The sequence below is a fragment of the Paenibacillus sp. FSL R10-2736 genome, assembly GCF_038000245.1.
Taxonomy (GTDB): domain Bacteria; phylum Bacillota; class Bacilli; order Paenibacillales; family Paenibacillaceae; genus Paenibacillus_AQ; species Paenibacillus_AQ phytohabitans.
This window is the reverse complement of the sequence record NZ_JBBOBN010000001.1, coordinates 1647994-1674321: the sequence shown is the minus strand read 5'-3', so window position 1 is coordinate 1674321 and position 26328 is coordinate 1647994. Positions and strand designations below refer to the sequence as shown.

17 protein-coding genes are annotated in these 26328 nt (G+C 44.0%); 2 read left to right on the top strand and 15 right to left on the bottom strand.

Annotation, left to right across the window (positions count from 1 at the left end):
* Genes NSQ73_RS07160 through NSQ73_RS07140 form a run of 5 tightly spaced genes read right to left on the bottom strand, consistent with a single transcriptional unit; the run spans window position 1 to window position 7026 of the window.
* Window positions 1-597 (bottom strand): hypothetical protein, encoded by a 597-nt coding sequence (locus NSQ73_RS07160; RefSeq protein WP_042139063.1) that lies wholly within the window; start codon window positions 595-597, stop codon window positions 1-3.
* The gene (locus NSQ73_RS07155) at window positions 584-2983 is read right to left on the bottom strand and encodes a glycoside hydrolase family 2 protein (protein ID WP_340985889.1); all 2400 of its coding nucleotides are present in this window, start codon (window positions 2981-2983) and stop codon (window positions 584-586) included. The genes NSQ73_RS07160 and NSQ73_RS07155 overlap by 14 nt, the downstream gene beginning before the upstream one ends.
* A 19-nt stretch (window positions 2984-3002) precedes the next feature.
* The gene (locus tag NSQ73_RS07150; protein ID WP_076243821.1) at window positions 3003-3425 is read right to left on the bottom strand and encodes a hypothetical protein; all 423 of its coding nucleotides are present in this window, start codon (window positions 3423-3425) and stop codon (window positions 3003-3005) included.
* Between the two features lies 1 nt (window position 3426).
* A complete protein-coding gene (locus NSQ73_RS07145) occupies window positions 3427-6375 on the bottom strand; it encodes a glycoside hydrolase family 3 protein (protein WP_340985888.1) in 2949 nt (982 codons plus the stop codon).
* Between the two features lie 33 nt (window positions 6376-6408).
* Window positions 6409-7026, bottom strand: coding sequence for a hypothetical protein (locus NSQ73_RS07140; protein ID WP_042139067.1), 618 nt, complete (start codon window positions 7024-7026; stop codon window positions 6409-6411).
* 245 nt (window positions 7027-7271) lie between these two features.
* Here NSQ73_RS07140 and NSQ73_RS07135 point away from each other — a divergent pair, with 245 nt between their 5' ends.
* Both NSQ73_RS07135 and NSQ73_RS07130 read left to right on the top strand, forming a co-directional pair.
* The gene (locus tag NSQ73_RS07135; protein WP_076243823.1) at window positions 7272-7985 is read left to right on the top strand and encodes a LytR/AlgR family response regulator transcription factor; all 714 of its coding nucleotides are present in this window, start codon (window positions 7272-7274) and stop codon (window positions 7983-7985) included.
* Window positions 7982-9313: an ATP-binding protein gene (locus tag NSQ73_RS07130; protein WP_076243824.1), complete on the top strand. Its 1332-nt coding sequence runs from the start codon at window positions 7982-7984 to the stop codon at window positions 9311-9313. Before NSQ73_RS07135 ends, NSQ73_RS07130 begins: the two co-directional genes overlap by 4 nt.
* 297 nt (window positions 9314-9610) lie before the next feature.
* Here the strand turns inward: NSQ73_RS07130 and NSQ73_RS07125 are convergent, their stop codons facing one another.
* The 10 genes from NSQ73_RS07125 to NSQ73_RS07080 form a co-directional block, all read right to left on the bottom strand.
* Window positions 9611-10954 carry a GH1 family beta-glucosidase gene (locus NSQ73_RS07125; protein ID WP_042141469.1) on the bottom strand — a complete coding sequence of 448 codons (1344 nt, stop codon included), beginning with the start codon at window positions 10952-10954 and terminating at the stop codon, window positions 9611-9613.
* Between the two features lie 5 nt (window positions 10955-10959).
* A complete protein-coding gene (locus NSQ73_RS07120; protein ID WP_042139071.1) occupies window positions 10960-12537 on the bottom strand; it encodes a glycoside hydrolase family 43 protein in 1578 nt (525 codons plus the stop codon).
* 33 nt (window positions 12538-12570) lie between these two features.
* Window positions 12571-15234, bottom strand: a complete 2664-nt coding sequence (locus tag NSQ73_RS07115) for a glycosylhydrolase-like jelly roll fold domain-containing protein (RefSeq protein WP_340985887.1) — start codon at window positions 15232-15234, stop codon at window positions 12571-12573.
* Window positions 15235-15346: 112 nt separating this feature from the next.
* The gene (locus NSQ73_RS07110) at window positions 15347-16927 is read right to left on the bottom strand and encodes an ABC transporter substrate-binding protein (protein WP_042139074.1); all 1581 of its coding nucleotides are present in this window, start codon (window positions 16925-16927) and stop codon (window positions 15347-15349) included.
* A 61-nt stretch (window positions 16928-16988) separates the two neighbouring features.
* Window positions 16989-17858, bottom strand: a complete 870-nt coding sequence (locus tag NSQ73_RS07105; protein ID WP_042139075.1) for a carbohydrate ABC transporter permease — start codon at window positions 17856-17858, stop codon at window positions 16989-16991.
* A gap of 2 nt (window positions 17859-17860) precedes the next feature.
* The gene (locus NSQ73_RS07100; protein WP_042139076.1) at window positions 17861-18766 is read right to left on the bottom strand and encodes an ABC transporter permease; all 906 of its coding nucleotides are present in this window, start codon (window positions 18764-18766) and stop codon (window positions 17861-17863) included.
* A 155-nt stretch (window positions 18767-18921) separates the two neighbouring features.
* Window positions 18922-20691, bottom strand: coding sequence for a family 43 glycosylhydrolase (locus NSQ73_RS07095; RefSeq protein ID WP_340985886.1), 1770 nt, complete (start codon window positions 20689-20691; stop codon window positions 18922-18924).
* A 105-nt stretch (window positions 20692-20796) separates the two neighbouring features.
* Window positions 20797-22389 (bottom strand): ABC transporter substrate-binding protein, encoded by a 1593-nt coding sequence (locus NSQ73_RS07090; RefSeq protein WP_042139078.1) that lies wholly within the window; start codon window positions 22387-22389, stop codon window positions 20797-20799.
* Window positions 22390-22690: 301 nt separating this feature from the next.
* Window positions 22691-24274, bottom strand: a complete 1584-nt coding sequence (locus NSQ73_RS07085; protein WP_042139079.1) for a helix-turn-helix domain-containing protein — start codon at window positions 24272-24274, stop codon at window positions 22691-22693.
* Window positions 24271-26121 carry a sensor histidine kinase gene (locus tag NSQ73_RS07080; RefSeq protein WP_340985885.1) on the bottom strand — a complete coding sequence of 617 codons (1851 nt, stop codon included), beginning with the start codon at window positions 26119-26121 and terminating at the stop codon, window positions 24271-24273. Before NSQ73_RS07080 ends, NSQ73_RS07085 begins: the two co-directional genes overlap by 4 nt.
* Between the last annotated feature and the right edge of the window lie 207 nt (window positions 26122-26328).

Sequence of the window (26328 nt, the reverse complement as noted above, 5' to 3'; positions counted from 1 at the left end):
TTAGGCCACCTTTTGCTGTTTATCTTCTTTGAAAATGATCTTCAGGATCGGGAAATACACCCAGAACGAGATGGCAGCATTAATAATCATCGTAATCAAATCTGCAGCCGTTTCACCGGTTCCTCCAAACCTATCAATAAAGAACTGGTAGATCGGGTCCTTGTACCACCCCTGAAGGGCACCCGCGCAAATGGTTATCAGGATATAGGCGATAAGATACCAGACAGCCGCTTTGTAAATATTGCTTTTGGATCGAAAGGTAATATTCCGTTGAGCAAAGAAGTTAATCACCTGGGCGATCCCCAGCGTCAGTTGAACAGCAAGGAAGTAGGATAGTCCACCGCCTCCACCAGAGGCGATTGACCCTGAAGGATAGTTGAAAATATAGTAGGGAGATCCATCAGTATTATGTCCAACCGGTAAAATCTGAAAATCATGAGCTTCCAAAGCAGATCCGCTAAAAACTGCCTTCAAAACCGGCATAAGGATCATCTGAAACACCGTAATGCCATTGCTTAATAACAAAAACATAATAAATTGCGCGATTTGGGGATGTTTAAGACTGTAGTTACTCCAGAACGCTTTAATACCGCTCACTAATACCACTTCCTTCTATTTTCACACTAAAGCGCAACTGGACTGGTTCTGTCTGATTGGAAGTAATCGTCAATGTCCCTTCTCCAGCTATCCCTGTTGTTTTAACATAGGTGCCGCACATGCCCCCTTCGGCAGTGACACAATCTGGACCTACGATTTCTATTGCACCTACTGCTTTTAAGAAGACCGGCAGATGTGAGTACGTGGCATTGTTGTTATTCGCATCTACAACCCGAATACGGATAGATGACACATCAAAGGTATCGGCTTCAATTAACTCCGTTCCACTAACGGTCGTTTCTAAATGAATACTCGCATTAGAGGCTTTCACTACCTCTGCAACCACCTGGCCATTCTTAATCGCTTCAAAGCGGTATACAGGTGCGGACACGCCCCAATTTTCAATGTATTTGAAGAACAGTTTGTAAAAGGTTACGGGTGAAACCAAATGACGAAGCATTACCCACAACGCTTTAAAAATGTACCTTGGAGGTAAGGCAGTACCAAACCGCTGAATAGCCAAGAGACATTCTTTAATCGCTTCGGCTTTTTGGTGTGAATACTTTTCTCCTTCTTCAATCACGTTGCCCACGGTGTCGTAGAATTCGATTGGCGGATGCGGTAAATAGCGGTATTTTTTGTTGACCGGCTTAAATTCCCGGATCATCCGTTCATTCTTGTATAGACGAACCGAATCGGCATTAGTGAAAATATAATTTTCACCGATAGCACCTCCCGGGTAATCGCCGATATGCATATCTGAACCGACTTCCAGAACCGGGGTTTCCTCTGAGAAGCTGGCATAGACTTTCGTAGCCAGTTTATGATTGCGGTACATGTCCATGATGCCGTGATAGCATATCCGGTCACCTGATCCGAAATCACCATGAGTTTGATAATCGAACATACACCACCCGAAGGCTCCTGCAATATCTTCTCTTTTATATACCTCATTTAGCACATTGGCATGGCGCATAGCGTGGGACAGCCGGTGGGTCGGCGTATCTGTTGCCTTGGTCGGAAACATATGGCCATTGAACTCGGCAATCAGGTAGCCTTTATTCTTATTAGGCGATATCAGCCACCTTGGCAGTAATCCGCCATTCTTCCCTGTATGAGAAAAATCGTTGAAGGCATAAACATCTTCTAATAAACTGCTTCTCCATAGAAAGCGGACTCCGCTTGTCTGTCTGCTATGATCCAGACGGCGGGCAATTTCATTGGTCTTGGAGTACAAGACATCATCATCTTGCGATTCGTTCACACGGACTCCCCAGAGAATAATCGAGGGATGGTTACGATACTGCAGGATCATTTCTTCAACATTATCACAGACGATCCGCTTCCACTCTTCATCGTTCTTGATATGCTGCCAGCCCGGTGTTTCTGTGAACACAAGCAATCCCAGGCGGTCACACGCATTCAGAAAATGCTTGGACTGGGGATAATGGGAGGTGCGGACCGCATTCACATGAAGCTCTTCTTTCAATATTCTTACATCTTCCACCTGCATGGATGCCGGCATAGCATAGCCTACATGAGGATAGCTCTGATGGCGGTTTAATCCGCGAATCTTATATTTTTTTCCGTTTAAATAGAACCCGTCACTTCGAAAATCTGCCTGCCGGAAACCAAAAGATACATGGTAATCATCGATAATTTCCCCATTCCTATTTCTTAACGAGGCTATTAGTGTGTATAAATATGGTGTTTCCGGGCTCCACTCGTGGGGGCTTGTAACAGCGATGCTGCATGTACTGACTACTGCCCCTGATACCTTGAGGCTCTGTTGGCCGACTGTCTTTTGCTGTTGATCAAGTATGCTCAATTCCAGTGTGCGGGCTATATCCGGCTGACTGATGGTCACATCAATAACTGCCTGATTCATATCCGGTGTCCGTACAAACACATCTTCAATGTAACTTTGATCCGCAAGCAGTAGCCACGCTTCACGATAGAGTCCGCCATAGGTCATGTAATCAATAACATGGCCGAATGGCGGTACATTGGCATCTTCCCGTGTATTTAGACGAACGACAATTCTGTTCTCTTGCCCGTATACCAGCTTATCTGTTACTTCTACCCGAAATGCAGTATAGCCACCGTTATGAGTCATTAACTGCTCGCCATTGACAAACACCTCTGCCACATGAGCAGCACCATCGAACTGCAGGAACAGACGCCGACCCTTTAAGGACTCAGGAACCTCAAGATTACGTCTATAACCGCATATCATCTGACAGGAGCTTTCCTCCATATAGTGCACAGGTACTTCTTTACAAGTGTGGGGCAGCCTTACGGCTGTCCCCTCTCCTGTAAAGTTAAAGAATTCATCAGTTATATTCTCTATAAAACCCCATCCGTCACAGATACTAATCTTTTTCATTTCCGATTCTCCATCTTGTTCATTTTGAAGTATTTACGATGTAGATTAAGCCTTCTGACCTTGATTGTTTCATGAAGCAGGAAACCAGGGAGGCAACCGTTCCGATCGCAAAGGCAATCCCGAAAATAATAACAGCCTGCGGGTTTCCTCCGATGAAATTAACCCCGTTGATAACATCAGACAGCGTTGGAAATCCTAAATACAGATGCATAGAGAGCGCTACGCCAAAACAGATCGATGGTAGAAGCGGCGCGAAACTATAGGTTTTAACCAAAACCAGCAGTTCTCCCAAGACACCTGCTATGATTAGACCAAAGGTTACAAAGGAAAAGGTCCGATCGCCATAATCAAAAATGATAAATGCAATATTTGCTGCAAGCATCAGGCAGGCAGCCAGAAAGCCAATCCAGAAACCTGACGTCCGATCTTTAAATAAGACCATTCTATTTTCCCACCTTTACCTTTACATTTCTTCTGAGACTGGATCTGATGAACAGCAATACACTGATCAGCAGTAATGCACCAAGTGTATAATTAATCACTTTCAGCAAGGTTTGCCACCATGGTGTAAACCCTTCAACTTCAGTGTCATCCGTTAATCCATTAAGCAGATTCGATTTGGCCAGTGAATAATAGAAATGTTTATTGGCCCGTCTCAACTCCTGCAGAACATAACCGTCCTTCTTACTTGCTAGGTACTTATGAACTTCGCTCGCACGGTTAGTGTCTGCATTGAACGTGTCTGTTCCCGCCACGAGCGATTCAATCGTTGGAATATTCGGATTGCCTTTGACAGAGTCCGTAATGGTTACGCCTTTGAAGCCCCATTCATTTCTGAGGACTTGTTTCAACGTTGCCGAATCTGCATAGGCCAGCCGGGCACCAATCCGGGAGAATGACATCATCGTGCCAAGCGAACCTCCTTGGGTAAAGGCGCCTTCAAAAGCTTTCAGCGGACCTTGGCGATACGCCTGTTCCGTCATAAATGTAGACAGCTCTTGTCTGTTCGTTTCCTGATCGTTGGCTACGAAATGTTTAATGGCAGCTGTTAACCCCTTGGCTTGCATCGCTTCAGTTTGATTAGCTCCCAAAAGATAAGCAAGAATACTATCCTCAGAGTAGTATTCAAAGTTACGTCCGCTAAACGGTGTCCGGTGTAAATTCCCGCCTGGTGACCATAGCTGTGAAGTGCCGCTGAATAGGCAATCCTCTGCAATAAATTTGCCTCGTTCTGCTAATAATTCTTTATTCCAGGTTGCAGCTGCCACGACTTGAACAACATGGAAGGTTGCCGGCTGATTGCCGCCATACAAATAATTAGATTGTGAGCCCGATGGGCCATCCGTATTTTTGTTGACCGGTTTATTAATCGACTTAACTGCTGGTTGGCCAAAATTCTCGCCAATTGTGGCACTTAACTCGCTTAGCGTTAACTGATCAAGGAATTTATTCCATGTTGTATCATCTTCAAATGGAACATCCTTCATATCCAGCAGCTTGAGCGTAACCTCTGCACCTTGAGTAATGCTGTCGTATGCAGGTGCATCAGCTGGTTTTACATATTTTTCGTTGTACATTACATCTTTCAGTTGATCTGTTGCCGTAATATTATTATAGGGCTCAGGATAAGTGTTCCAATCGTTGCGCGTTAAATACGTTACCGTATCCCCGGCAAAATGGTTAATATCAACCTCTGTGAATTGGTTGGACACGATTTCGTCCGTATACGCTGACTTGGCATAGGTTACATTGTCCAATGATTCCAGAGGAACAGCGACTGCCTTGTCCGGCTCTCCAGCTACAGCAGTACCGTCTGCGGCAATTAGCTTTCCTTGTACATTGGCGCTTTCCTTATTAGCCAGTATGTTATTCAGAGCATCATGACTGTCATTTCCAATGGCGAAATAATAGTCGCCCGGATCAAAAACATAAGTACCTTTCTTGCTTGGATCAGCACCATTGTCAGCATTAGCGTCATAAGTAGCAAATAAATATTCATCTACAGTGACTGTTACTTCTTCCGATTCGCCTGCGGCTAACTCACTTGTTTTTCCGAAGCCGATCAGCTGGATCGCTGATTTCTCAGCCTGACCTTCTTCGTAGGGGAGCTGAGCATATACCTGCACTACGGACTTCGACTTTCCGGTATAAGCTGATTCTTGCGGATATCCTTGATTGGTAACTTTCACGGTCGCCGTCACCGTTTTTGCTTGTCTATCCCATTTCAGAGATGTTAACTCTTGGGAGAACTCGGCATAAGAGCTGCCATATCCAAAGGTATACACCATTTCATCTGCATAGCTCCAGCTGTCTTTATTAACAAATGCCCCCGCTTTGCTGTCTGCATTATGGAGTCCTAGAACAGCATCCTGATACCTTGTTTCGTAGTATTTATATCCTTGGTAGATACCTTCCGCTTCAACAATATAATGACCGTCATCATTACCGTATTGGAAGTCGCCGGCGTTTCTGACCGCCGGGGCAGACAGTGAATCTGCGGCGAAGGTATCTACCAGCCGGCCTGAGGGATCTGCAGCACCTGACAGTACATTGGCGACACCGGTGAAGCCTATTAATCCGGGATTGCCAATCCAGAGTGCGGCGTCTACTCCATATTCCTCTTCTTCAATCCAGCCAAGTTCCATGGCAAACGCACTATTGATCAGCACAATCGTTTTGGCGAATTTGCCGCTGTCCTTAATCATCTTCAATAAATCTTTTTCGGTGTCATGAAGCGCCAAGTGAGAGATTCCATCCCTGTCCGATGTCGCCAAGTCTTTGCCCTCTCCGCCATCACGCGACAACATGACTATAGCCGCATCGTTGAAATCATTCTGGTATGTGGCCTGCAGCTCACTGGTGTAGAAGCTTGGATCAACCTCACCAATGAACCAGTCAGGAGCTGCTTTTACTCTGGACACCTCACTCTTTGCATAAGCATCGAATAACGGGTCATTAATCTTAAAACCCGCTGCCTCAAGTGCGCCATGCAAACTGACTTTACGTGTCTCATCCATACCCGGTCCGCCAGCATTCCCGCTGTACACAGGATCGGCTGTCGAACGGCCAAATAAGGTAACACTACGTTCTTCTGTGCTTAATGGCAGAGCCGCCTGCTCATTTTTTAATAAAACTGTACCCTCTTCCATAGTCTGTATGTCATGTTTATCAGAATCCACTAACATTGCCTGCAAACCTGCATCCGATAGCTCGTAATCGCTCTTATAATGCATCGAGCTGGCATCCGCTTCAAGTACAGGTGCTGTGACATTAAGAAAGACATTAACTTGACCGCTCCAGCTGATTAGCAGTTGGGTCATGAGAATACTAAAGGTTAAGAGGACTGCAGTAACTGCAGTAAACCCGCGCCATACATTCGATTTGCTTTTCAATGTGTTACCTCCCCCGCACAAGCGCTAGTTATCTTAATTCGCTGTTTCACCACTGGTTAATACGGTATAGTCGAAGCTCGCTTTGGCACCATCAACAATAATTGAAGCTTCAGGGAAAGCCACGGTTTCCAGATACTCTTCAGCAGTCAACGCAGGTCCTTCACCGCCAACAGCTGTACCCATTTCATCAGTCCAAGCTTTAGTATTTACATAACCAATCGGATTTGCGCCTGCTGAGTAGGAACTGTTCGCGATGACTGCTGTAGGTTTGGATAATTCCAGCGTGATTAGTCCTCCTTCATCGGTTGAAGTTAAGGTTCCATAGTATTTAGTGATGTTCGCCCCTCTGGGTACTACATCGTATTTACCATCATCAGCGAATTCCAAGGCTCCGGAGTAGAACGTTTCAGTGCTCGTTAAGCAATACGTATTATCTGCAAAGGTCTCAATATTTTGCACACCGAAAGTTGCCTGCTTGAAGGTATGCTCCGGGTAAGCACTCATAAATTCAACATTAGTTCCAGAAGCATAATACCCTGTCAGTTCACTGGATCCGGAAGACTTCTCACCATTTCCGCATGCTGTGATTCCTATCAACAATGCCATCGCACAAATTGCAGTAAAAGCCTTTTTCACCGTTTTGTTTTTCACGAAAATTACCCCTTTAAATAAATTTTGTATACGCTTTCTAAAGCGCATGATTATTGTATAAGATCACGTTTGTCTTGTGTGGCTTTTAGCATAGGCTCATATAATTCAAGCAAATTCAGTAAGGTGGATTTTAGTTTATGCGGTATTTTTTTAGTCTGCGAGATACCAGAGTTATCTTATTGACAAAAGAGAAAACGCTTCCTATAGTAAAAAAGACCCTAGATCAACAACTGGAGAGATGAAAGATGATAATCACAATCGCCATTGTGGAAGATGATATTAATCAAGCCCGTTTGTTAGAAAGTCATCTGACAATCTTTGGCATTGAAAAAGGAGTTTCTTTCAACATCATGCATTTCCAGCATGCTGTTGCACTGCTGGAAAATTACACTGCCAATTTTGATATTATATTTATGGATATTCAGTTACCTTATATGAACGGAATGGATGCTGCCCGAAGCCTCAGAGCCCTTGATAAGGAGGTTATCCTAATTTTCATTACTAATCTCACCCAATATGCGATTCATGGCTATGAAGTGGAAGCGCTTGATTATATCGTAAAGCCCGTTGAATATTATGATTTCGCATTGAAAATGTCCCGTGCCATCCGCAGAATTGATGAGAAGCCTGGACATGATATGTTAATAGCAACAGACAAGGGCATACGAAAAATATCGCCCAAAAGCATCCGGTATATTGAGACAGAAGGACACCACGTCATTTACCACACCGCAGAAGGTGACTTACGGCAGTATGCCACAATCTCATCGATTGAGGAGAAACTGCAGGAATATGATTTTTACAGATGTAACAATTGTTATTTAGTTAATCTGGCCTATGTACAAAGAATTCAGGGTTATACTGTTGTGCTGGATGGTGTAGATTTGCGTATCAGTCAGCCGAGGAAAAAAGCGTTTGTGGAAAAACTAATGTTGTATGTAAGCAAGAAAAACTCATGAGTGAACTCATCAATAATTTTTTAGGTGTCTACTCTAAACAGTTTATTATTCGTTCAGCTACTCTGATTGAGTTTGTATTTTGTGTGTTTCTACTAACACTGCCTTTTCAAAAGAAAAACGACTTTGGTATTAGATTAAGTATCATCACTCCATTCACCTTGCCGCTTATTTTTTTGATGTCGGTAATTAATTCGCACTATCCCCAACTGTTTTCCAGTATGACGAATATTTTCATGTATTTATTTGTTTTGACCGCTCTATACCTTCTTTACCGGGAAACCTTTACTGAGCTGTTGCTGTGTCTTTGCGGCGCAGTAGCGATCCAGGTGATTGTTGGGCGTTTATACGAAATTTTGATTATCATATTAGACAAAAACCCCTATGAAACTCTTTCGTTTTTTCAAGAAATGGTTCCATTGCGTGATTGGGCATTATACTATTTGATTCATTTTATTTTTTGTTCCTTACTTGCTCTTCTTTTCCGCCGAAAGAGGGTGTATGACCATGACAGGGCTAACAAGCGGTTAATCATTTCTTTTTCGTTAATCTTTATTCTTGTTACAATGATACTTACCTCGGTCAGCCGTACCTTTGAGGGCGAGAACAATGTCCTGGATTTTATCATCCGGACTTTTGCAATTCTGTATGCTTTGCTTACTCTATTACTGCGTACAAGAATACTGGAGACTAGCAAGCTTAAGCAGGATTTATTAATCATGGATGAATTGCTGTATGCGGAGAAAAAGCAGTTTGACAACATGCGCAGTGAAATTGACATTATTAACATGAAAACTCATGACCTGCGTCAGCAGCTGGCAAATATCAGCTACAAGCTGACTAATAAAGAAATTGAATCTTTGAAGGCCGCTATTGAGGTTTACGATACAACCCACAAAACTGGGAGCGATATTCTGGATGTGATTCTCTACAAGAAGCAGCTTTATTGTGAAAAAAATGGGATTAAGATGAGTTGTATGGCAGATGGCCGCTGCTTAACTTTTATCTCCTCTACTCATTTATATTCTCTGCTAAGCAATGCCATAGAAAATGCTTTGGAAGCCGTGCAAGCCGTCAATAATGACAAGAAACGGACAATTTCTATATCAATAGGTAAAGTAAACGGTTTGACCGGAATTCACGTCACCAACTATTTCAATGATGATCTTACAATTAGTGACCATTTGCCGCAAACCAGCAAGAAAGATAAGGACCGCCACGGGTTTGGGATCAAAAGCATGCGCCATATTGCTGAACAATATAACGGAACACTATCATTTCAGACAGAGGATGATATTTTTTATCTTCATATTTATTTTCCGAATTCCTGAACCAATCTTTCTTGAGAGCCTTGTCTGTCATGCTGGACGCGGCGTAACTATGTTTTCTGTTTTCGCAAGCTCCATCTTCACGACTAATGCGATGCTCAAACAGATCAGCTTCACGCAAGCCTTTGGTATTCTGATCGATGTCTTCTTCATCCGGATAACGCTCGTTCCGACCTTCCAAAACATTAAAAAACAGGGTGTGCTGATAAAATTATCTGCACGCCCTGTTTTTATATAGTCCTCAACCCGAAATTCTTAATTTTCATCAACCTTATCCATAATCAATGCTAACTTAAGCTATCAAATGGTCATCCATCTATTTGCTATAACCTTTTTATACCAGAAAAAGCTGTCTTTGGGCGTTCTTTTCAATGTGTTGAAATCCACATGAATCAGGCCGAAACGCCTGCTGTAGCCATCAGCCCACTCAAAATTATCAAGTAAAGACCAAGCGAAATAACCCTTCACAGAAACCCCCGCCTCAATCGCCCGGTTTAACTGAGTTAAATGTTTGCTTAGATATGCAATACGCTTGGTGTCCTGAACCTTTCCCTGGACAGGATTGCCATCATAACATGCTCCGTTCTCGGTGATATAGATTGGAATCGGCCCATAGCGATCTGTAATGTGGACGAGTACCTTGTACAGTCCTTCAGGGTAAATCGGCCAGTTAAAGTCGGTTCTTTCATAGCCTTCATCAATATCCTCAAGATCAAATAATCCATTATCCTTCTGATATCGTCCTAATGAGCCCGTATAATAGTTGATTCCAAGAAAATCGATGGGTTGATTAATATCTTCCATATCCCCATGCTGAATTTCAACCTTCGCTCCCGCGGCCTCAAAAGCTGCGGCCATGAACTCAGGATACTCTCCCTTGAAAAGCGGGTCCATAAACCATTCTACCATCCAGCCTATTCTACGGCGGCATGCATCGACATCCTCCTGCTTAGGACTAAATGGTGTGCGCCAGCTTACATTCGGTGCATAGCCGATTTGCCCGGGAACTCCCAGCTTCCGGAACAGCTTGACGGTCCTGCCGTGGGCGATCATCAGATGATGGGCAACATCAAGCGCACTTTGCAGATTCTTCTCTCCGGGAGCCAAATCTCCTATGTAGTGGGCTTTGAAAGAGACACACCATGGCTCATTGAAGGTAGTCCAGTATTTAATTTTCCCTTGGAATGACTGGAACATTATCTCGGAGTACTGGGTAAAGGCCTCGATAGTCTCACGATTCTTCCAGCCTCCTATATCCTGTAGTGTCTGCGGAAGATCCCAGTGATATAAGGTACAGAAAGGTTCAATTCCATTCTCAAGTAGCTTGTCCACCAGACGGTGATAGTAGGCAAGTCCTTCCTTGTTAAGCTCTCCCGTACCATTGGGGAAAACTCTGGACCAGGATATTGAGAACCGATAGGTACGAAGCCCGAGCTCCTTCATATAAGCAATATCCTCTTCATAACGGTGATAGCTGTCACAAGCGATATCCCCGTTGTCACCATTACGGATATTCCCGGGAGCATGCGCGTAAGTATCCCAAATTGACTGGCCACGTCCCCCCTCATTCCACGCTCCTTCTATCTGATAAGCTGCCGTGGCTGCTCCCCAATAAAAATCTTCTGGAAACTGTATTATAGACAATCCGATCACTCACTTTCCTTATAAATAAAGTAATCAAAATCAGCATGCTGCCTGTTGCCTCCCAAATCCTGCACACACATTCCTACGAATGTACCGGTAAAACGCAATGGCTCCGAAGCTTCGTCCGAAAGATGCAGAATATTGATCTCCCCGCCAATAGAACACCAACTCCCAGCTTCAATTGCATAGTAGAACTGCAGACTATCCCGATTGACAACAGCCTTTAATCGGACCGGACTGGAATTCGGCAACTGCAGATCAGCCACTAGCAGCTCATCGTATACTCCATGTTTCGATTGGATAATCCCAATCACTCTGCCTTGCTGCTCAAGATGAGTAATCCTTAAGTACACATAATCTTCTGTGTTATAATAAAGGATCAGGCCGCCCATTTGCTGAAAGCTCTCAGGATCAAATTCGATTACCGTCTCCGCTACCATACAAAATGACTGCTGCCGGCGGGCAACCAAACTCTGCCTGTGGCAGGAGCTTAATGATTCCATTCCCTTTAGCCGCAGAAAGCCTTGCCGCTCACTAAGCGAGATCCAACCCTGGTCCGGAGGTATCCGCAGGGTGTTCCACTGGTTACCCAGCATGGGTGCGTCAAAATCATCCCGCTCCAGCTCCGGTTCAAACGGATGAAGCGGCAAGACTGGTGCCTGTACCGTAGCAGAAGGAGAATTTCCTCCCCCTTCCAGACGAAGCCAGCCTTTGTCGTCCCAGTAACATTTCTGTAGAGCTGTTTCCCTGCCCAACGTACAATGATGGCCGTCCGCCGGCCTTGCACATAAGTGGGCCATATACCATTCACCATTTTGAGTTTCAACCAGGGAAGCATGCCCTGCTTTTTGCAGTTCCAGCCCTGCATTACCGCTGCTAGTCAGCATCGGATTGAGCGGATCAACCTCGTACGGTCCGAGAAGCGAAGTGGATCGCGCAACAGTAACGGCATGCTGATAACGGGTTCCGCCTTCCGCCATAACCAGATAGTAATAGCTGTCCCGCTTATATACATGCGGACCTTCCGTAAATCCTATATCTGTTCCAACAAAGATTGTAGTAGCCGAACCAACCAGTCTTTCTTCGGCCTGCGAATATTCCTGAATGACAATGCCGCCGAACTTGTTCTTCCCCTTGCGGAAATCCCACAACATATTGAGCAACCATTTCCGGCCGTCGTCATCATGAAATAAAGACGGGTCGAATCCACTACTGTTCAAATATACCGGTTCCGACCATGGACCTTCTATATCTGCTGCTGTCACCAGATAGTTATGGGTGTCCTTAAAGGCACCTTTATGAGATTTAACATCTGTATAAATTAAATAGAAAAGACCGTTATCATACGTCAGGCAAGGTGCCCAGACACCATCGGAATCCCCGTTCCCCTGCATGTTCAGTTGTGATATCCGGTCCAATGGCCGATTCAGTAATCTCCAATGAGTCAGATCCTTGGAATGATGAATCTGAACTCCCGGGAACCACTCAAAAGTAGAGGTGGCAATATAATAATTGTCTCCTACGCGTACAATAGACGGATCAGGATTGAATCCCCGCAGTATGGGATTAGTAATGGTGTTCATCTAAATACCTCCTCATCAGGTCTAGTTAGTAGCTCAGCTGCCAGTCACCGGTGTAATTGTCACAGGACCAATAAGGCCGCTAGGCTCTTGCTGGGAGAAGGAAGACAAGAAGTCCCGCTGGTCTTTAACAAGCGTATTTGTAACCTCAATCACTAGGCTGTTGGTCCCTTGGCGAATCTGACCAGCTATCTCCAACCGATACGGTGGGCAAAGGTTCATACCTACATGCTCACCATTAATCCATACTTCTGCCGTTTCATAGACTTCTCCTAGTGCAAGCAATGCGCTGTTACAAGAATTGTTCCACTCAAATTCCGTCTCGTAACGGAACGTGCCAGAAAAGCTGGGCAGGTCTCCACGACCGCTCATATTCTTCAATACTGTTAATGTCTCCCACTCCTTGAACTGCGGGTAATGATCTGCATCGGCAATGGAGACTGTCCACTCTTCTTTTAATTCAAAGGTTGAGCCTGTTGCCCTCTGCAGCGGAGCGGCAGGGTAATCTTTTAGGGAAGGGCCATGCAGCAGGACAATCGATTCATACGGATGCAAAACAAGCTCTACAGTTCTTGCACCTGACAGCCCAACTACCTCTAACCTTCTTATCTGATTAAGAAAAGCATTATAAGCATAAACATCTCCTCGAACCGGTAGAACAATCTTCGTGGATATCACCTGATTCGGGCTTTCGTTAAAAAACATAAAAACATCTAAATCATCATGAGTATAATGATAATTCCGGAGATAGGGCTCGTATTGCTGAGCTCTGACCTCATAATAACCGTCTGCAATAAGCCCTTGCGCAAGCTTGCCTAATTCGCAAGTCTTAACATTCGGATGAGCCGATAGTGATGACAGTTCACCGGATACATCTATACCCTCACTCGAGCGTTCCGGGAATCCGTCAACAAAACAGACGGGTAAGCCTTGTTCGGCAAACTGGAGCAGACGCTCTAACATCGCTGCCGGGAGTGCTTCCGCATAAGGTATAATAAGGCAGCTATAATCCTCGCGGTTCACCACTAATTTATGGTCCTTCACACTAGCTGCCTCCAGAAGAACATCAACAGGAATCACTTCACAATCGATTTGATGCTGCATCAAAGCCTTAACCGGCTTATGAAAGTACATCGCGTTCCCTGACCATTCAGCTTCAGCATGATAGACGACGGCCGCAGACGCTACATGTGTCCCCCCTGAAATCAGGTGGCTAATCCGGTTAATGTAACGGTTAAGATAGCCATAATAGCGGTACTGTGGATTCTGTCCGCCTGCATACATATGCGGCGGGCAATCCGGCTCCGGAAAAGCTTTTTGGGTAAACGCATGCGGAACAAAATGGTTTACGCCGCGGACGAGCATGTGATCTGTCAGCCATTTCATCAGCTTTAAGCCTTCTGTCCAGCCATATGCCCCATATACTTCACACATTGTCCGGCCTTGTTTCTTAGGATCAATATGCCCGAGCGACACACCAAGCTTAGCGAGGCCATAGTGGAAGAATTCACTATCCGTCTCTCCCCCCATTGGCTGGCGGAAAGACAATTGATCAAAGCCGGGAACAATTTGCCACAGCACCACATCAAGGCCAGACATATCTTGTCCCCAGAGTGAACGGAAGAAGTGTCCGGTGCCCGGTCCAAGTCTTGCATGCACATTGTTGTCTTCAAGAACATGCCCAATGTATTCTACCCCGCGGCCTCTACACCAATCTCCGATTTGATTGCAGAAATTCTCTGCATAAAGCTTGCTGACAATGTTCATATACGTGTAGCGGACAATATGTGATTGTCCCCCCGTATCATGCCAGAGAAGATGCAGTTGCCTGCGGTAATCCTCACCGAGCGCCTGCTCAAGCAAGGCTGGCATTTCACTGCTCCAGGGAAGCGACACCCCTTGTTTTCCTGGTTTCGAATTAAAGTCGAAGGTAGTCTTATCGTTATAAAATCCGGGTTCGTCTGAAAAGAATCCGGCAAAGGTTTTGCCAAAATCTGCTTTATAGCGTTCATAGACAGGCTCATAGACCGTATCCAGCAGAATGCGGACTGAATCCCGGACAAGCGGGTTCAAATAATCTTCCTGCTGCTTGCTGCCGCCATCCTTATTTTCTGAAATAATAAAGATCCGCCAATAACCCTCAGGGATGTCCCAGTAAAGGGTTCCATCATGCTCGAATTCAGTAATGTCTACGCAGTCCCCAAGTAATGTTCCATTAGATGGGTCACGACGGACCGCAACTACTGAGATCAGCTTATTTGTGCCACTGGCGTTGCTGCGCAGGGAGAATGTCGGCCGGAGTCCGGTCATCAGCAAGGTATCGAGCAGCAGCGAAGCACCCTTTGCAGGACCAAGGGTATCAATATAGTGTTCACCCAAAAATTTACGCTGAAGCTCTTCCGGAGCTTCCTTCACCTTGCCTGCCGCATGTCCAGTAGGAAAATGATCGTCATCCAGCAACCATACCTTCATGCCTCGCATTCGGGACTCATCCATGATAATATCCATGTCCTGCCACCACTTTGGTCCGAGAAAATCAGGATGAGGCCGCGCCTCAACACAGATTGCCCCGATCCCCGATTCATGGACACGGGCAATCTCTTCCCGGATTACCACTTCCTCTTCACCATGCTGCCAGAGAAAAGGAAGAATGTAATTATCCTCATGGCCTTGCAGCACTTCCGTTAAACGCTTGCTCATGTTTACCTCCTGCATAATCTAGTTTTGTCTTATGTGCTCCTTGCAGCAAAGTCCGGATTAGAATTTCCGCCCGGCCTGTAAATGGCCGAGCGGAAATTTATCGCATTTGAGTTTACTGCTGTACTTTGGCGTACCATTCTCTGGCGCGCTTTGTAACCTCTTCGCCGCCAGATTTGTTCCAGTTCTCTATAAACTCGTCAAATTTGCTTATCGGATACTGTCCAATTATAATTTTGGCTGCATATTCAGTGTAAAGCGTGCGATTATTAATGTCCGGGAAGCCATCGTATACACTGACTGGCATACCATCACCGGCAATGACTTTGGCATATCTCTGAGCTTCCTGCATATTCCGGGTGACCTGATCAATGGCCCACTTAGAATCTTCTGATACCGTGCTATTGAAGAGGTCTATTGTAAGATCCAGTGTCGATATGCTTGTAGCCGGATTCAGAATCTGATTCTGCTGTGTGCTCTTGTCATCTGGAAGCTTAATGGCTTTGCCGTCTTTCATTGTATAGTGCATTCCTTCTACACCAAGGAACAGGTCTTTCCAGTTTTTCTTGTCGTACATATTGTTAAGCAGTTTTAGCGTGGCCATAAGCTTTTCCTCATCCTTGTTATTCTTAACGACCCACAGAGGAGAGGCAAACTTCTTCATCGTATAAAAGCCTTTATAGCCTTCCACCTCAGGTACAGGAAGTACAGAGAACTCTGCCTGCACACCAGTGTTCTTATACAGGTTCTCGAACACCAAATTCCCCTGCTCAACCCAGTGGAAATAAACCCCTACCTTATCCGATTGGATTTTACCTTCCCACTTGTCTTTACTATTTAGAAGCGACTCCTTATCAATCAAGCCTTCCTTATATAGCTTGGCTATGAATTCTAATGCGGCTCTCATGTTTGGTGTAACCGCAGAATATGTCAGCTCACCATTGTAAATATCCCAGTCCGGATAACCCTCGAACATTGCCACGCCATACATAGCAAACAATTGATCCATCCAGCGCACCTGCTCCCGGCCACCGGTTGGAATTTCATCCCTTTGGCCGTTGCCGTTAGGGTCATTATCCCGGAAAGCCTCCAGCACCTTTACATATTCATCCTGAGTCTTTGGCATCTCCAGCCCCAAATTATCGAGCCAATCCTGTCGGATCAGAGCAGCGTATCTGCCGTACTCAACCACATTGGGAATATAATAGATCCCCCCTTGGCCAGTAGGGTCATTTGCCTTTACTACTTTCCAAATATCCTCCGGAATAGCCTCCCACACGTTCGGAGCATATCTAGGCAGCAATTCAGTCAGATTGGCAATCGCTCCGTTCTTAGCGAGACTGTCCTCGAGTCCTTGTTGAGGTACGAACAAATCAGGCATTTCATTAGCAGCGATCTTAAGGTTCAGCTGATTGAGGTAATTGGTCCCTCCATTCCATTCTACATACGGATTAAGAACGCCTACACCCAGCTTTTCCTTATAAAGTTCGTACAGTTTACTGCCTTTGGTAACCGGTTGATAGCCGATGTTGGTACCCCATACTTCAATATCAACAATGTCATCTCCGTTGGAATCCTGGTTCTGGTTAGGAACGTTGGAACCAGCAGAATTGTTAGCATTTCCACTACAAGCGGTTATAGAAGTAAAGGCAAAAACACTTGCTATTAGTAATAAACCAACCCTTTTGAGACTCATATTTCTCCCCCTCAAAAGCTCTTTGTTTCGGATTGCATCCTGATTAGTTTGTGTAAAAGAATCATCCTTTAACAGAACCGATCATGGCTCCCTTAACAAAATACTTCTGCAGGAAAGGATATACTGCAATAATCGGAGCAATTGCAAAGATAACAGTCGCTGCTCTTAAGGTTCGCGTATTATAGTTAAGGTCCATTGTCGATGCGGCACCCGACATGATGACACTATCGTCGGTAATAAATTGGCGGATTTTGATTTGCAGAGGAAACCAGTTCGTATCCTGCAGGAATAATAACGGATGCTGGAACTGATTCCATAGTACCACCCCATAAAACAAAGCAAGGGTAGCCAGTACAGCCTTTGATAGCGGAAGTACGAATTGGAACAACATCCGGAAATATCCACAGCCTTCCAGAAAGGCCGCTTCCTCCAATTCCTTGGAAAATTGCTTAAAAAAGGTTCTCATGATAATCAGATTAAATGGATTCAGAATATGCGGTATAATCAGAACCAGTGGATTATCATAAAGACCGATACCACGCACCGTCAAAAAATAGGGTATTATGGGGGCCTTGAAAATCATTGCGATTACAACAGCCATCATGATGACAGAGCCCCAGCGAAATTCCGGCTTCGACAATGGGTAAGCGAACAGAGCCGTCATTAGAAGTGCCAGCACGGTCCCAATTAAAGTAGTACTTAGCGTCAAAAAGAACGATCTCCATAAATCAGGACGGTCAATAATGTACTTCCATGAGTCAAAAGTAAATTCCTTCGGCCACAATGTGACCAGATTCATGTCTACAGCACTTTTAGAGCTTAAAGAAGTAGCGATTACGGACACAAGCGGTACGAGCGCTATGATAGAGAACAGAATGAGCAGACCTGTAATGATTCCTACGAATGTTTTTTCTCCCTTTGATGCAAGCATATCTACCAGAGCCCCCCATCTGAAATCTTGTTAGACAACTTATTGAAGGTGTAAACCATAATAAATCCAATTACCGATTGAAACAACCCAACTGCAGTTGCGAAACTATACTGTCCCTGCTGAACACCCGTCCGGAACACATAAGTATCCAAAATATCGCCCACATTGTATGTCATCGGAGTCAGTAAATTAAATACCTGATCGAAGCCGAGATCCAAGAAGTTTCCGATATCGAGCAAGAACAGCACAAGCACAGTAGGAAGCAAAATCGGGAATGTAATATGTCGGATCTGTCTGAATCTGGACGCACCATCGATCATTGCTGATTCATAGAGTTGAGGGTCAATTGCACTGATAGCGGCCATGTAGACCACCGTTCCCCAACCCGCATCCTTCCATATGGAGGCCAGCACGTAAATAGGTCTGAAGTATGCACTTTCCTGCATGGCTAGAACAGGCTCAGCACCGAACCATCCAAGAATAATGTTGAACATTCCGCTTAACGAAAAGAAATCGAACAGAATACCGCCCACGATTACCCAAGACAAGAAGTGCGGAATATACAGTGCAGTCTGGACTCCCTTCTTCAATGCGGACTTTCGAATCTCGTTGATCATCATTGCCAATAAAACAGGCACTGGGAAAACGATTACAAGCTTGAAAAATCCCAGCATCAGTGTGTTGCTAAAAACATTGGCGAAATCAGGATGGTGAAGCAGAGTTTTAAAATGTTTGAGACCTACCCAAGGACTATCGATAAATCCCTGGAAAACAGAATAATCTTTGAATGCGATTACAGCACCGGCCAGCGGAATGAATTTGAACACGATAAGAAATATAATCCCTGGAACTGCCATCACATAGAGCGGCCAATATACCTTCATTTGATGAGATGCAATAGATTTCAAAGTTTCCCCCCCAATATTTCGTTGTTGAATTCGTTTACAATATAACTATATATTTTGTAGTTCCATCGCTCAATCGGGCGTTTTTAAGTTCCTACCCGGTCATTTTTAGGATCATAGGACAAAAATACATTCCTATGCCTACTGGTTTTTCTATGCTAGACCGCTTTGTATACTTCTCCTTCGGTAATCCCTTTCTCATTAAATGTATCGACTCTAACATATACCGGTTGACCTTCAATTAGCGCTTTAATCGTTACTTGATTACAGTCGAACAACATATGGCTGTGATATAACTTGTCCGGTGCAAATCCCCAGAGCACATTGTTTCCCACAGTCTCATCCCTATTCCACTTTACTGAAAGGTCCAGCTTGCCCAGCAAATGCGTTTTGATTCCACTTGCCTGCTTCGGCAATACTCCTTTACCAATTCCGAATACTCTGAGTCCGGAAATACAGGCTGGCTGGTTGAACGGCAGTTCCATGACTGTACATTTGATGAATCTGGCTGTTGTCCCTTCCTCCTGCACGATGAGATCATGTGGCAAATCCGTATTTACTGTCGTTTTATCCTTAATTACAAAATATTCACAACCATCCACAGAGCCTTCCAGGAGCCATCTGGTGACATGTTGACGCTCATCTATTAGTCGGTCTCCCTGCAACAATGTTCCAGAAGGAAGGTCTGCATGCATTTGATCATCTGCAAAATTAATTTGCACGGCATACACGCTACATTCATATCCTAGGTCGACTTCAAGCCATTCTCCCGGAGTATTAGAGTGTGCCTTCCACCACGTCTGCACATTTTCGTTCGTCGCCTTAGAAGCTTCTTTTCCTTTCTCCGATGAAGAAGCTCTAGCAGGTTTCCCATAAGAGAGTAACATCCATTGCGGATTGCTCCATGGATTCATCAGAGACTGCACGATGGAGTACGGCCAGTCTCCGTACCGCTGATTGCAGAATAATTCGCCGTCCTGATCAAAACCGGCCGGCCACAGCCCTAACCGTCTTTCGAATATATGGCTCATACTGATTCTCATAGATGAAGCGTGCCAAAGATTCCCGTGATTATCGTTCATTGTTGATCCGTGTCCGGCTCCCGGTATAAACCCGCCCGGCTTGTAAGAGAATGGATTATTGTTCGCCAGTGTGAACGGGCCTAGTGGGTTATCGGATATGTAGACTCCGTCTGAATAAATATTATGCTCCGTTCCCGGGCTGGCATATTGAAGATAGTATTTACCGTTATGTCTCTCCATCCAAGCTCCCTCAATGTACGGATCGTTTCCGACAGAGCCTTTGAATTTTTTTATAATTTCTTCCGAAGCCCCTGGATTGATGCTGGTGAACTTTTGAACGATAGCATCAATCTGTTCTGGTGATCGGAGATTATGATCTTCACCTTTTCTTTCATATCCAATCCTATCGCTGTTGCCATATATAAGTGCTATTGGTTGTTCTATAGGTATCATAGTCTCAGGGTTTAGTTCTACACCATAAATAGGCGTCTGGTTAGAACAGCCCCAGTAAAAATATACTCTACCGTCAACATCCAAGAATAAATTGGGGTCCCAGAAGGGGAACATTCCTTGGATTTCTTCAAAACTGCTGTTGATTGGATCTTTGGTCCTGTAGAAGGAGCAGCTTCTTGATTTATTCGATGCGGAAAAGTAGAGGTACTCCCCGATTACCCGCACATCGGGAGCGTAGTCATAAACCGGCACCCCCTTAAGCGGATGGAGAGTCCAGTCAGTCAGATTGCTGCTTGTAAGAAATCCCGCTGTCATCGACGGAAACAGATAGTATTGTCCATGAAATATCACCAGTGTCGGGTCTGCTGCTTCCCTGAAGGCAACCAAAGTTCCTGCTGTATCAACAAACTGATATTTGTATTCAATATTCAACGGATTACAAATATAAGTCATTTATCTTCACTTCCCTATACTCTGGTATTGGTACCTAAATTCACAAGGTTCATTATAAATCCGCCCGACTAAAATTAAGCCGAGCGGATTCATACGTAAATCCGTTTATTTTTTTACTTTTGCATACCATTCTCTGGCACGCTTAGTAACCTCTTCTCCGCCGGATTTGTTCCATTTCTCTACAAACTCATCAAATTTGCTAATTGGATATTGGCCAAGAATAATTTTGGAAGCATACTCTACATACAGCGTACGGTTGTTTATATCTGGATAGTCGTCATATACACTGGCTGGCATGCCGTCTCCAGCAATGACTTTGGCATATTTTTGGGCCTCTAACATATTTTTGTTAACCTGATCAATTGCCCACATTCTATCTTCTGAAGCTGTACTCTTGTTGAGATCCATCATGAAATCAAGTGTGGATATTTTTGCGTATGGGTCAAGAATCAAATTCTCCTGTGTGCTCTTATCATCCGGGAGTTTGGTTGCTTGACCATCTTTCATCGTATAGTGCATTCCTTCTACACCCAAATACAAATCTTTCCATACCTTTTCATCATACATATTGTTTAGAAGCTTCAGGGTAGCCATCAGCTTTTTCTCATCCTTGTTGTTTTTAACGACCCAGGCTGGAGGAGTGAATCTTTTCCAAGTGTAGAAACCTTCATACCCCTCTACTTTAGGTACAGGCAATACAGTGAATTCAGCCTTTACACCTGTATTCTTATACAAATTTTCCAAAGGTAAATAGCCAGATTCCACCCAGTGGAAGTAATTTCCCACCTTATTGGAATGGATCTTACCGTCCCACTTGTCCTTACTGTTCAGTAGCGACTCTTTGTCTATTAATCCTTCCTGGTAAAGCTTCGAAATGAATTCCAAAGCCGCCTTCATATTTGGACTCACCGCAGAGTAAGTTAGCTCACCGTCATAAATGTCCCAGTCCGGATAACCTTCGAACATTGCTACACCATACATCGCGAACAATTGGTCCATCCATCTTACCTGCTCCCGGCCTCCTGTCGGGATTTCGTCCTTCTGTCCATTACCGTTTGGATCTTTGTCCCGGAATGCCTCCAGCACCTTTACATAATCCTCTTGAGTAGTAGGCATTTGCAGATCCAGCTTGTCGAGCCAATCCTGACGAATCATGCTGGCATATCTTCCGTAGTCTACCACCCCAGGGATATAATATATTTTCCCTTGACCGTTAGGATCGTTCGCCTTAACTATATCCCACATATCTTGCGGTATGGCATTCCACACATTCGGTGCATATTTCGGCAGCAACTCTGTCAAATCGGCAATCGCTCCGTTTTTGGCCAAGCTATCTTCCAAACCTTGCTGTGGAAGGAATAGGTCTGGCATTTCATTAGCAGCAATCTTCATATTCAGCTGATTAAGATAGTTTGTTCCACCATTCCATTCTACATATGGATGAATGACACCTACGCCTAGCTTTTCTTTGTAGAATTCGTACAACTTGCTTCCTTTAGTGATCGGTTTATAACCGATATTGGTACCCCAGACTTCAACGTCGACAATTTCATCTCCTGAAGCGGTCTGATTTTGGCCTTGATTAGGATTAGCAGTTGCGGTTCCCTCGGAATTATTTTTGTTACCACCGCAACCGGTTACAGCAGTAATCGCGAGAGCGCTTGCCGCCAACAATAAACCAATCTTTTTAACTTTCATGTTTTTCCCCCTTAATAACTTTATTGAATCCGCTTACAGTTAAACTATATAACCAGCCAAAGCTACGCTCAATTGGGCATTTTTAAGTTTAAACAAGTCATTTTTAATATCCTGCTTTCTGGCTGAGATATAGATGAGTGCAACCTGAATTCTTTATTCAATCTGGAGTAGACATAAAAAAACGCGCGGTACCGCCGAAACACAGAACTGGATTTCTCAGTTCTTGTTCAATCGCGTACCGCACTAGTTGCTTGCGCATTTCAATGTTTGGTTTGAACTTAGAGCTAAAGGAAGTGATGACTTATCTATTCAGTGTGTTTTTCCTGAAATCTCTGGGTTTGCTGCCTGTTAGCTTTTCGAACATCCTTGAAAAATGCTGTGTATCCGAGTATCCAACCATCTGGCAGATTTCATATACTTTCAAATCTGTATTCTCCAACAACTCTTTTGCTTTATCTATCCGCAGCTGTGTCAAAAAATTCAAATAGTTGTCTCCTGTCTTTCGTTTGAACAACTGACTTAAATAATAGGGGCTGATGAAAAAACGAGCAGCCAAATCTGCCAGGCTGATCTGTTCATTGTAATGTTTGGATACATAAACTTTTATTTCCGAAATGATATCTTTTTTCTGGGATAGATTATGCTCCAACTTAAAATGGATAATTCCCTGGATGACTTGGATCATCCATTCCTCCAAATATTCAAGTGTCTTAAACCGTGAAATGCCTTCCAACGATAATATATGTCGGCCGACCCGTTCATTCTGCTGGAGCTGTTGAAAGGATAATTTTCGGATACTTGACAGAAGTATGTTCAAGCACCACAACTGGAGATCTGCGGGATTCATCCACGGCTCGTCGACCATTCCCCGGAAAATCTCATGGATAATTGCTACACACTCCGCTTCATTCATGTTATCCAGAGCTTCTTCCAGTCTGGATATTGTCTCTTCAGAAACCGCATGGCTATGACCCGTTATTTTAATAATTTCAGTATAGGAGATTACAGCGTCTCCTCCCTTAATGACTTTGTAGCTTAGGGCATTTCGCGCTTCTTCAAAAGACCGGCAGATTCCTGTTGCCCCCTTATTCGTTGTGCTAATACCAACGCTGATAGACAACTGTAGTTCACGTAACACTACCTGTTTCAGGCTTTGAACCGCATGAACCAGTCTACCGTAAGGAATATTACTGTTATGGGCGATGACGATAGCGATTTGCGACCCGAAGTAGCGAAACCGGTACACTTTTTGAAAGTGTGTTAAAGCCAGATCTATCTGATGAAAGAGCGGTTGAAAACCAAGTTCTTTGAGCGCATCGATGCTACCGCCGATTTCAAGCATGAGCGAATTGAACCAGAGACCTGTTGTAGGAATTTGGGCGCTCCTCAACAGATCTTCCATCAGTTCTGTATTGTCAGTTCCAAGATCGATAATGTCTCGCAAAGTCTCTTCTTGAATGCGGCTATTAATTTCTTGTTTGAGTTCGTTCACACTCTGCAGTCTGATCCTGTCTGCACGGATCGTCTCCATGACCTGATTTACACTGTCACGTAATTCTTCCTCCTCAACTGGCTTGTTAATGTAGAACTGCACTCCCAACTTCATCCCTCTTCTGGCATACTCAAAGTCCGCATACCCGCTTAGTAGGATGAATTTGGTCGGAACATTCTCTTCTTCAAGCATCTTGATCATTTCGAGACCATCAGCCTTGGGCATCCGAATATCCGTTATTACAATATCAGGTCGCAGCCTTTGTATTGTTTCGAAACCCTCTAGCCCGTTAAATGCTGTACCGATAATCTTACAGTCCGGAAGATATCGGCCTATGATCTTTATAAGACCCTCTACAATGCCTCTCTCATCATCTACTATAACAATTCTCATATCCTATCCCTCCCGTTTCTCGGAATCAATATTTCAATTGTGGTTCCGTCCTTCACTCCGGCAACAATCGTCAGATAATACCGGTCACCATAATGTAGTTTTATGCGTTCCGCGATATTTTGCAGTCCCAGCCCTTTTTCCGCGGGTTTATTCATATCTTCCAGTTTGTATTTGTGCGATTCCGCCCCGTCCAATAGAGCTTGAAGCTCGGATTGCTTATCAAGGCTCATTCCAGCCCCATTATCCGTAATCCGGAATAACATCTCTCCCCGTTCCGTCCAATGCCCCTCAATCACAATATTCATTCTTTGACTATAGTTTTCAAATCCATGATTGATACTATTTTCAACTATTGGCTGAAATACCAGGGGGATGATACTACATTCAAGCATCTCATCGGGTATTTTAAATTCAATCTTGAATGAATTATCGAACCGAATGTTCTGAAGCTGTAAATAATTCGCGGTATATTCCAGCTCATGTTTAACTGAATGGCGTTTTCCTTCCTTGGCTAATGCCAGACGGAACATGCGCGCCAGAATTTTAATCATGTCCGCAGTCTCGTCATCATCCTTTACCAGTGCCTTCATCCGAATTGATTCCAAGGTATTGTAGAGCATATGGGGATTAATTTGGTTCTGGAGGGCAATAAATTTAGCTTGCCGTTGTTTGATCTCCCCGATGTAAACATCTTCAATTAAAGTACGGATGGTCGTAATCATTTTGTTGTAGCTGTGCACTAAACTTCCAATTTCATCGTGAGCCTGCTCTTTCTCAATAGGGAGATATTGCCCTAATTCCGCCTGCTTCATACTTCTCCGGAGCGCCTTAATAGGCCTTGTAATCGTATAGCTTAAACCAAGTGAAAAGAGGGTTATGATCAGACAGCTCATTAGAATTACGATAACCGTCATGACTTTAATTTGATTAATTTTCTGTAGCAACCTTGAGCGAGGAATTTCAGTTTTGATCGATAACTCACCTTGTAAAGTGCTTCCTAATAACGTAATGTAATCTTTGCTTTCGTTATCCTTGATATAATCGCTTCCTGATTCGAGCACTTGTTTCCAGGACAAACGCCCGCTGGCAGCATCGGAATGGTATACAATTTGTTGTTGGAGATTACTTATAACTACGCTTATACCATACTTGTCACGTGCAAGGATGAATTCATGATCGAGCTGCAGCAATGTAAACGGATCCATGTCAATCAGCAGCATCCCTGCATATGCTCCTTCTGAGCTAAACAGCACCCTTCCTACTGTCACAACTGCCCCATCCCCTTTATCCTCGTAGTAGGAACGATCATGTAATCCAGTAATAAAGAAGGTTTCATTGGAATCACGAAGCTTTTTGTACCACTCCTGAGATAACAATAAGTTCTCGTTCACTTTATTCGTTGAAGTACTATACTGATAGACGCCATCATCTCTAGCAATCAGCATAATGGTTCCCATCTCTGATTTGAGCAAGGCAACCCGCATCAGCAACCGCTGTACAGCAAGCCTTTGATTAACGACCTCACTCAAGGGCAAACTGCTTGATTCACCGAGCTTGTAAATCAACTCATTATCTACCAATACTGACTTTGTGACCTCATCATACTCTTTAATAAATTCATTCAACGTAGTTCTTATTTGTGACGTATACAGCGAAGCAAATTCTTGGGAAGAATCTTCTAAACCCTTTGCTGCTTGCCGAAATATGAACGCGCTTACAAACAAGAGAGGAATTACACATACCAACACATATCCAAGCATTAATTTATTTTGAAATTTTATATTTCTTATTCGCAAAAAAAATTTTCGATAAAAACGACTCCAATTCATACCCAATCCTTCCTTCATTCAAAAGTTTCTCTAATCATACAAGAAAATATACTATAAGGATTTTGTAAATCAAGAGGCGTTTTTAATTTTTTTCGAGGTCATTTAAATGATTGTTCTTCATACAATGAATAGCTCTTGCCTAAAACCGAGCCTGTTGCGGGTATCATTATATATATTTCTTCTCGACAGAAAAGCCATCCTTAATGAAAGGACGGCTTTTATCTG

Excerpts from the sequence above, each read along its gene's own strand:
- NSQ73_RS07155 (WP_340985889.1), bottom strand. The coding sequence starts at position 2,983 with ATGAAAAAGATTAGTATCTGTGACGGATGGGGTTTTATAGAGAATATA.
- NSQ73_RS07150 (WP_076243821.1), bottom strand. The coding sequence starts at position 3,425 with ATGGTCTTATTTAAAGATCGGACGTCAGGTTTCTGGATTGGCTTTCTG.
- NSQ73_RS07135 (WP_076243823.1), top strand. The coding sequence starts at position 7,272 with ATGATAATCACAATCGCCATTGTGGAAGATGATATTAATCAAGCCCGT.
- NSQ73_RS07130 (WP_076243824.1), top strand. The coding sequence starts at position 7,982 with ATGAGTGAACTCATCAATAATTTTTTAGGTGTCTACTCTAAACAGTTT.
- NSQ73_RS07120 (WP_042139071.1), bottom strand. The coding sequence starts at position 12,537 with ATGAACACCATTACTAATCCCATACTGCGGGGATTCAATCCTGATCCG.
- NSQ73_RS07115 (WP_340985887.1), bottom strand. The coding sequence starts at position 15,234 with ATGAGCAAGCGTTTAACGGAAGTGCTGCAAGGCCATGAGGATAATTAC.
- NSQ73_RS07110 (WP_042139074.1), bottom strand. The coding sequence starts at position 16,927 with ATGAGTCTCAAAAGGGTTGGTTTATTACTAATAGCAAGTGTTTTTGCC.
- NSQ73_RS07105 (WP_042139075.1), bottom strand. The coding sequence starts at position 17,858 with ATGCTTGCATCAAAGGGAGAAAAAACATTCGTAGGAATCATTACAGGT.
- NSQ73_RS07095 (WP_340985886.1), bottom strand. The coding sequence starts at position 20,691 with ATGACTTATATTTGTAATCCGTTGAATATTGAATACAAATATCAGTTT.
- NSQ73_RS07090 (WP_042139078.1), bottom strand. The coding sequence starts at position 22,389 with ATGAAAGTTAAAAAGATTGGTTTATTGTTGGCGGCAAGCGCTCTCGCG.
- NSQ73_RS07085 (WP_042139079.1), bottom strand. The coding sequence starts at position 24,274 with ATGAGAATTGTTATAGTAGATGATGAGAGAGGCATTGTAGAGGGTCTT.
- NSQ73_RS07080 (WP_340985885.1), bottom strand. The coding sequence starts at position 26,121 with ATGAAGGAAGGATTGGGTATGAATTGGAGTCGTTTTTATCGAAAATTT.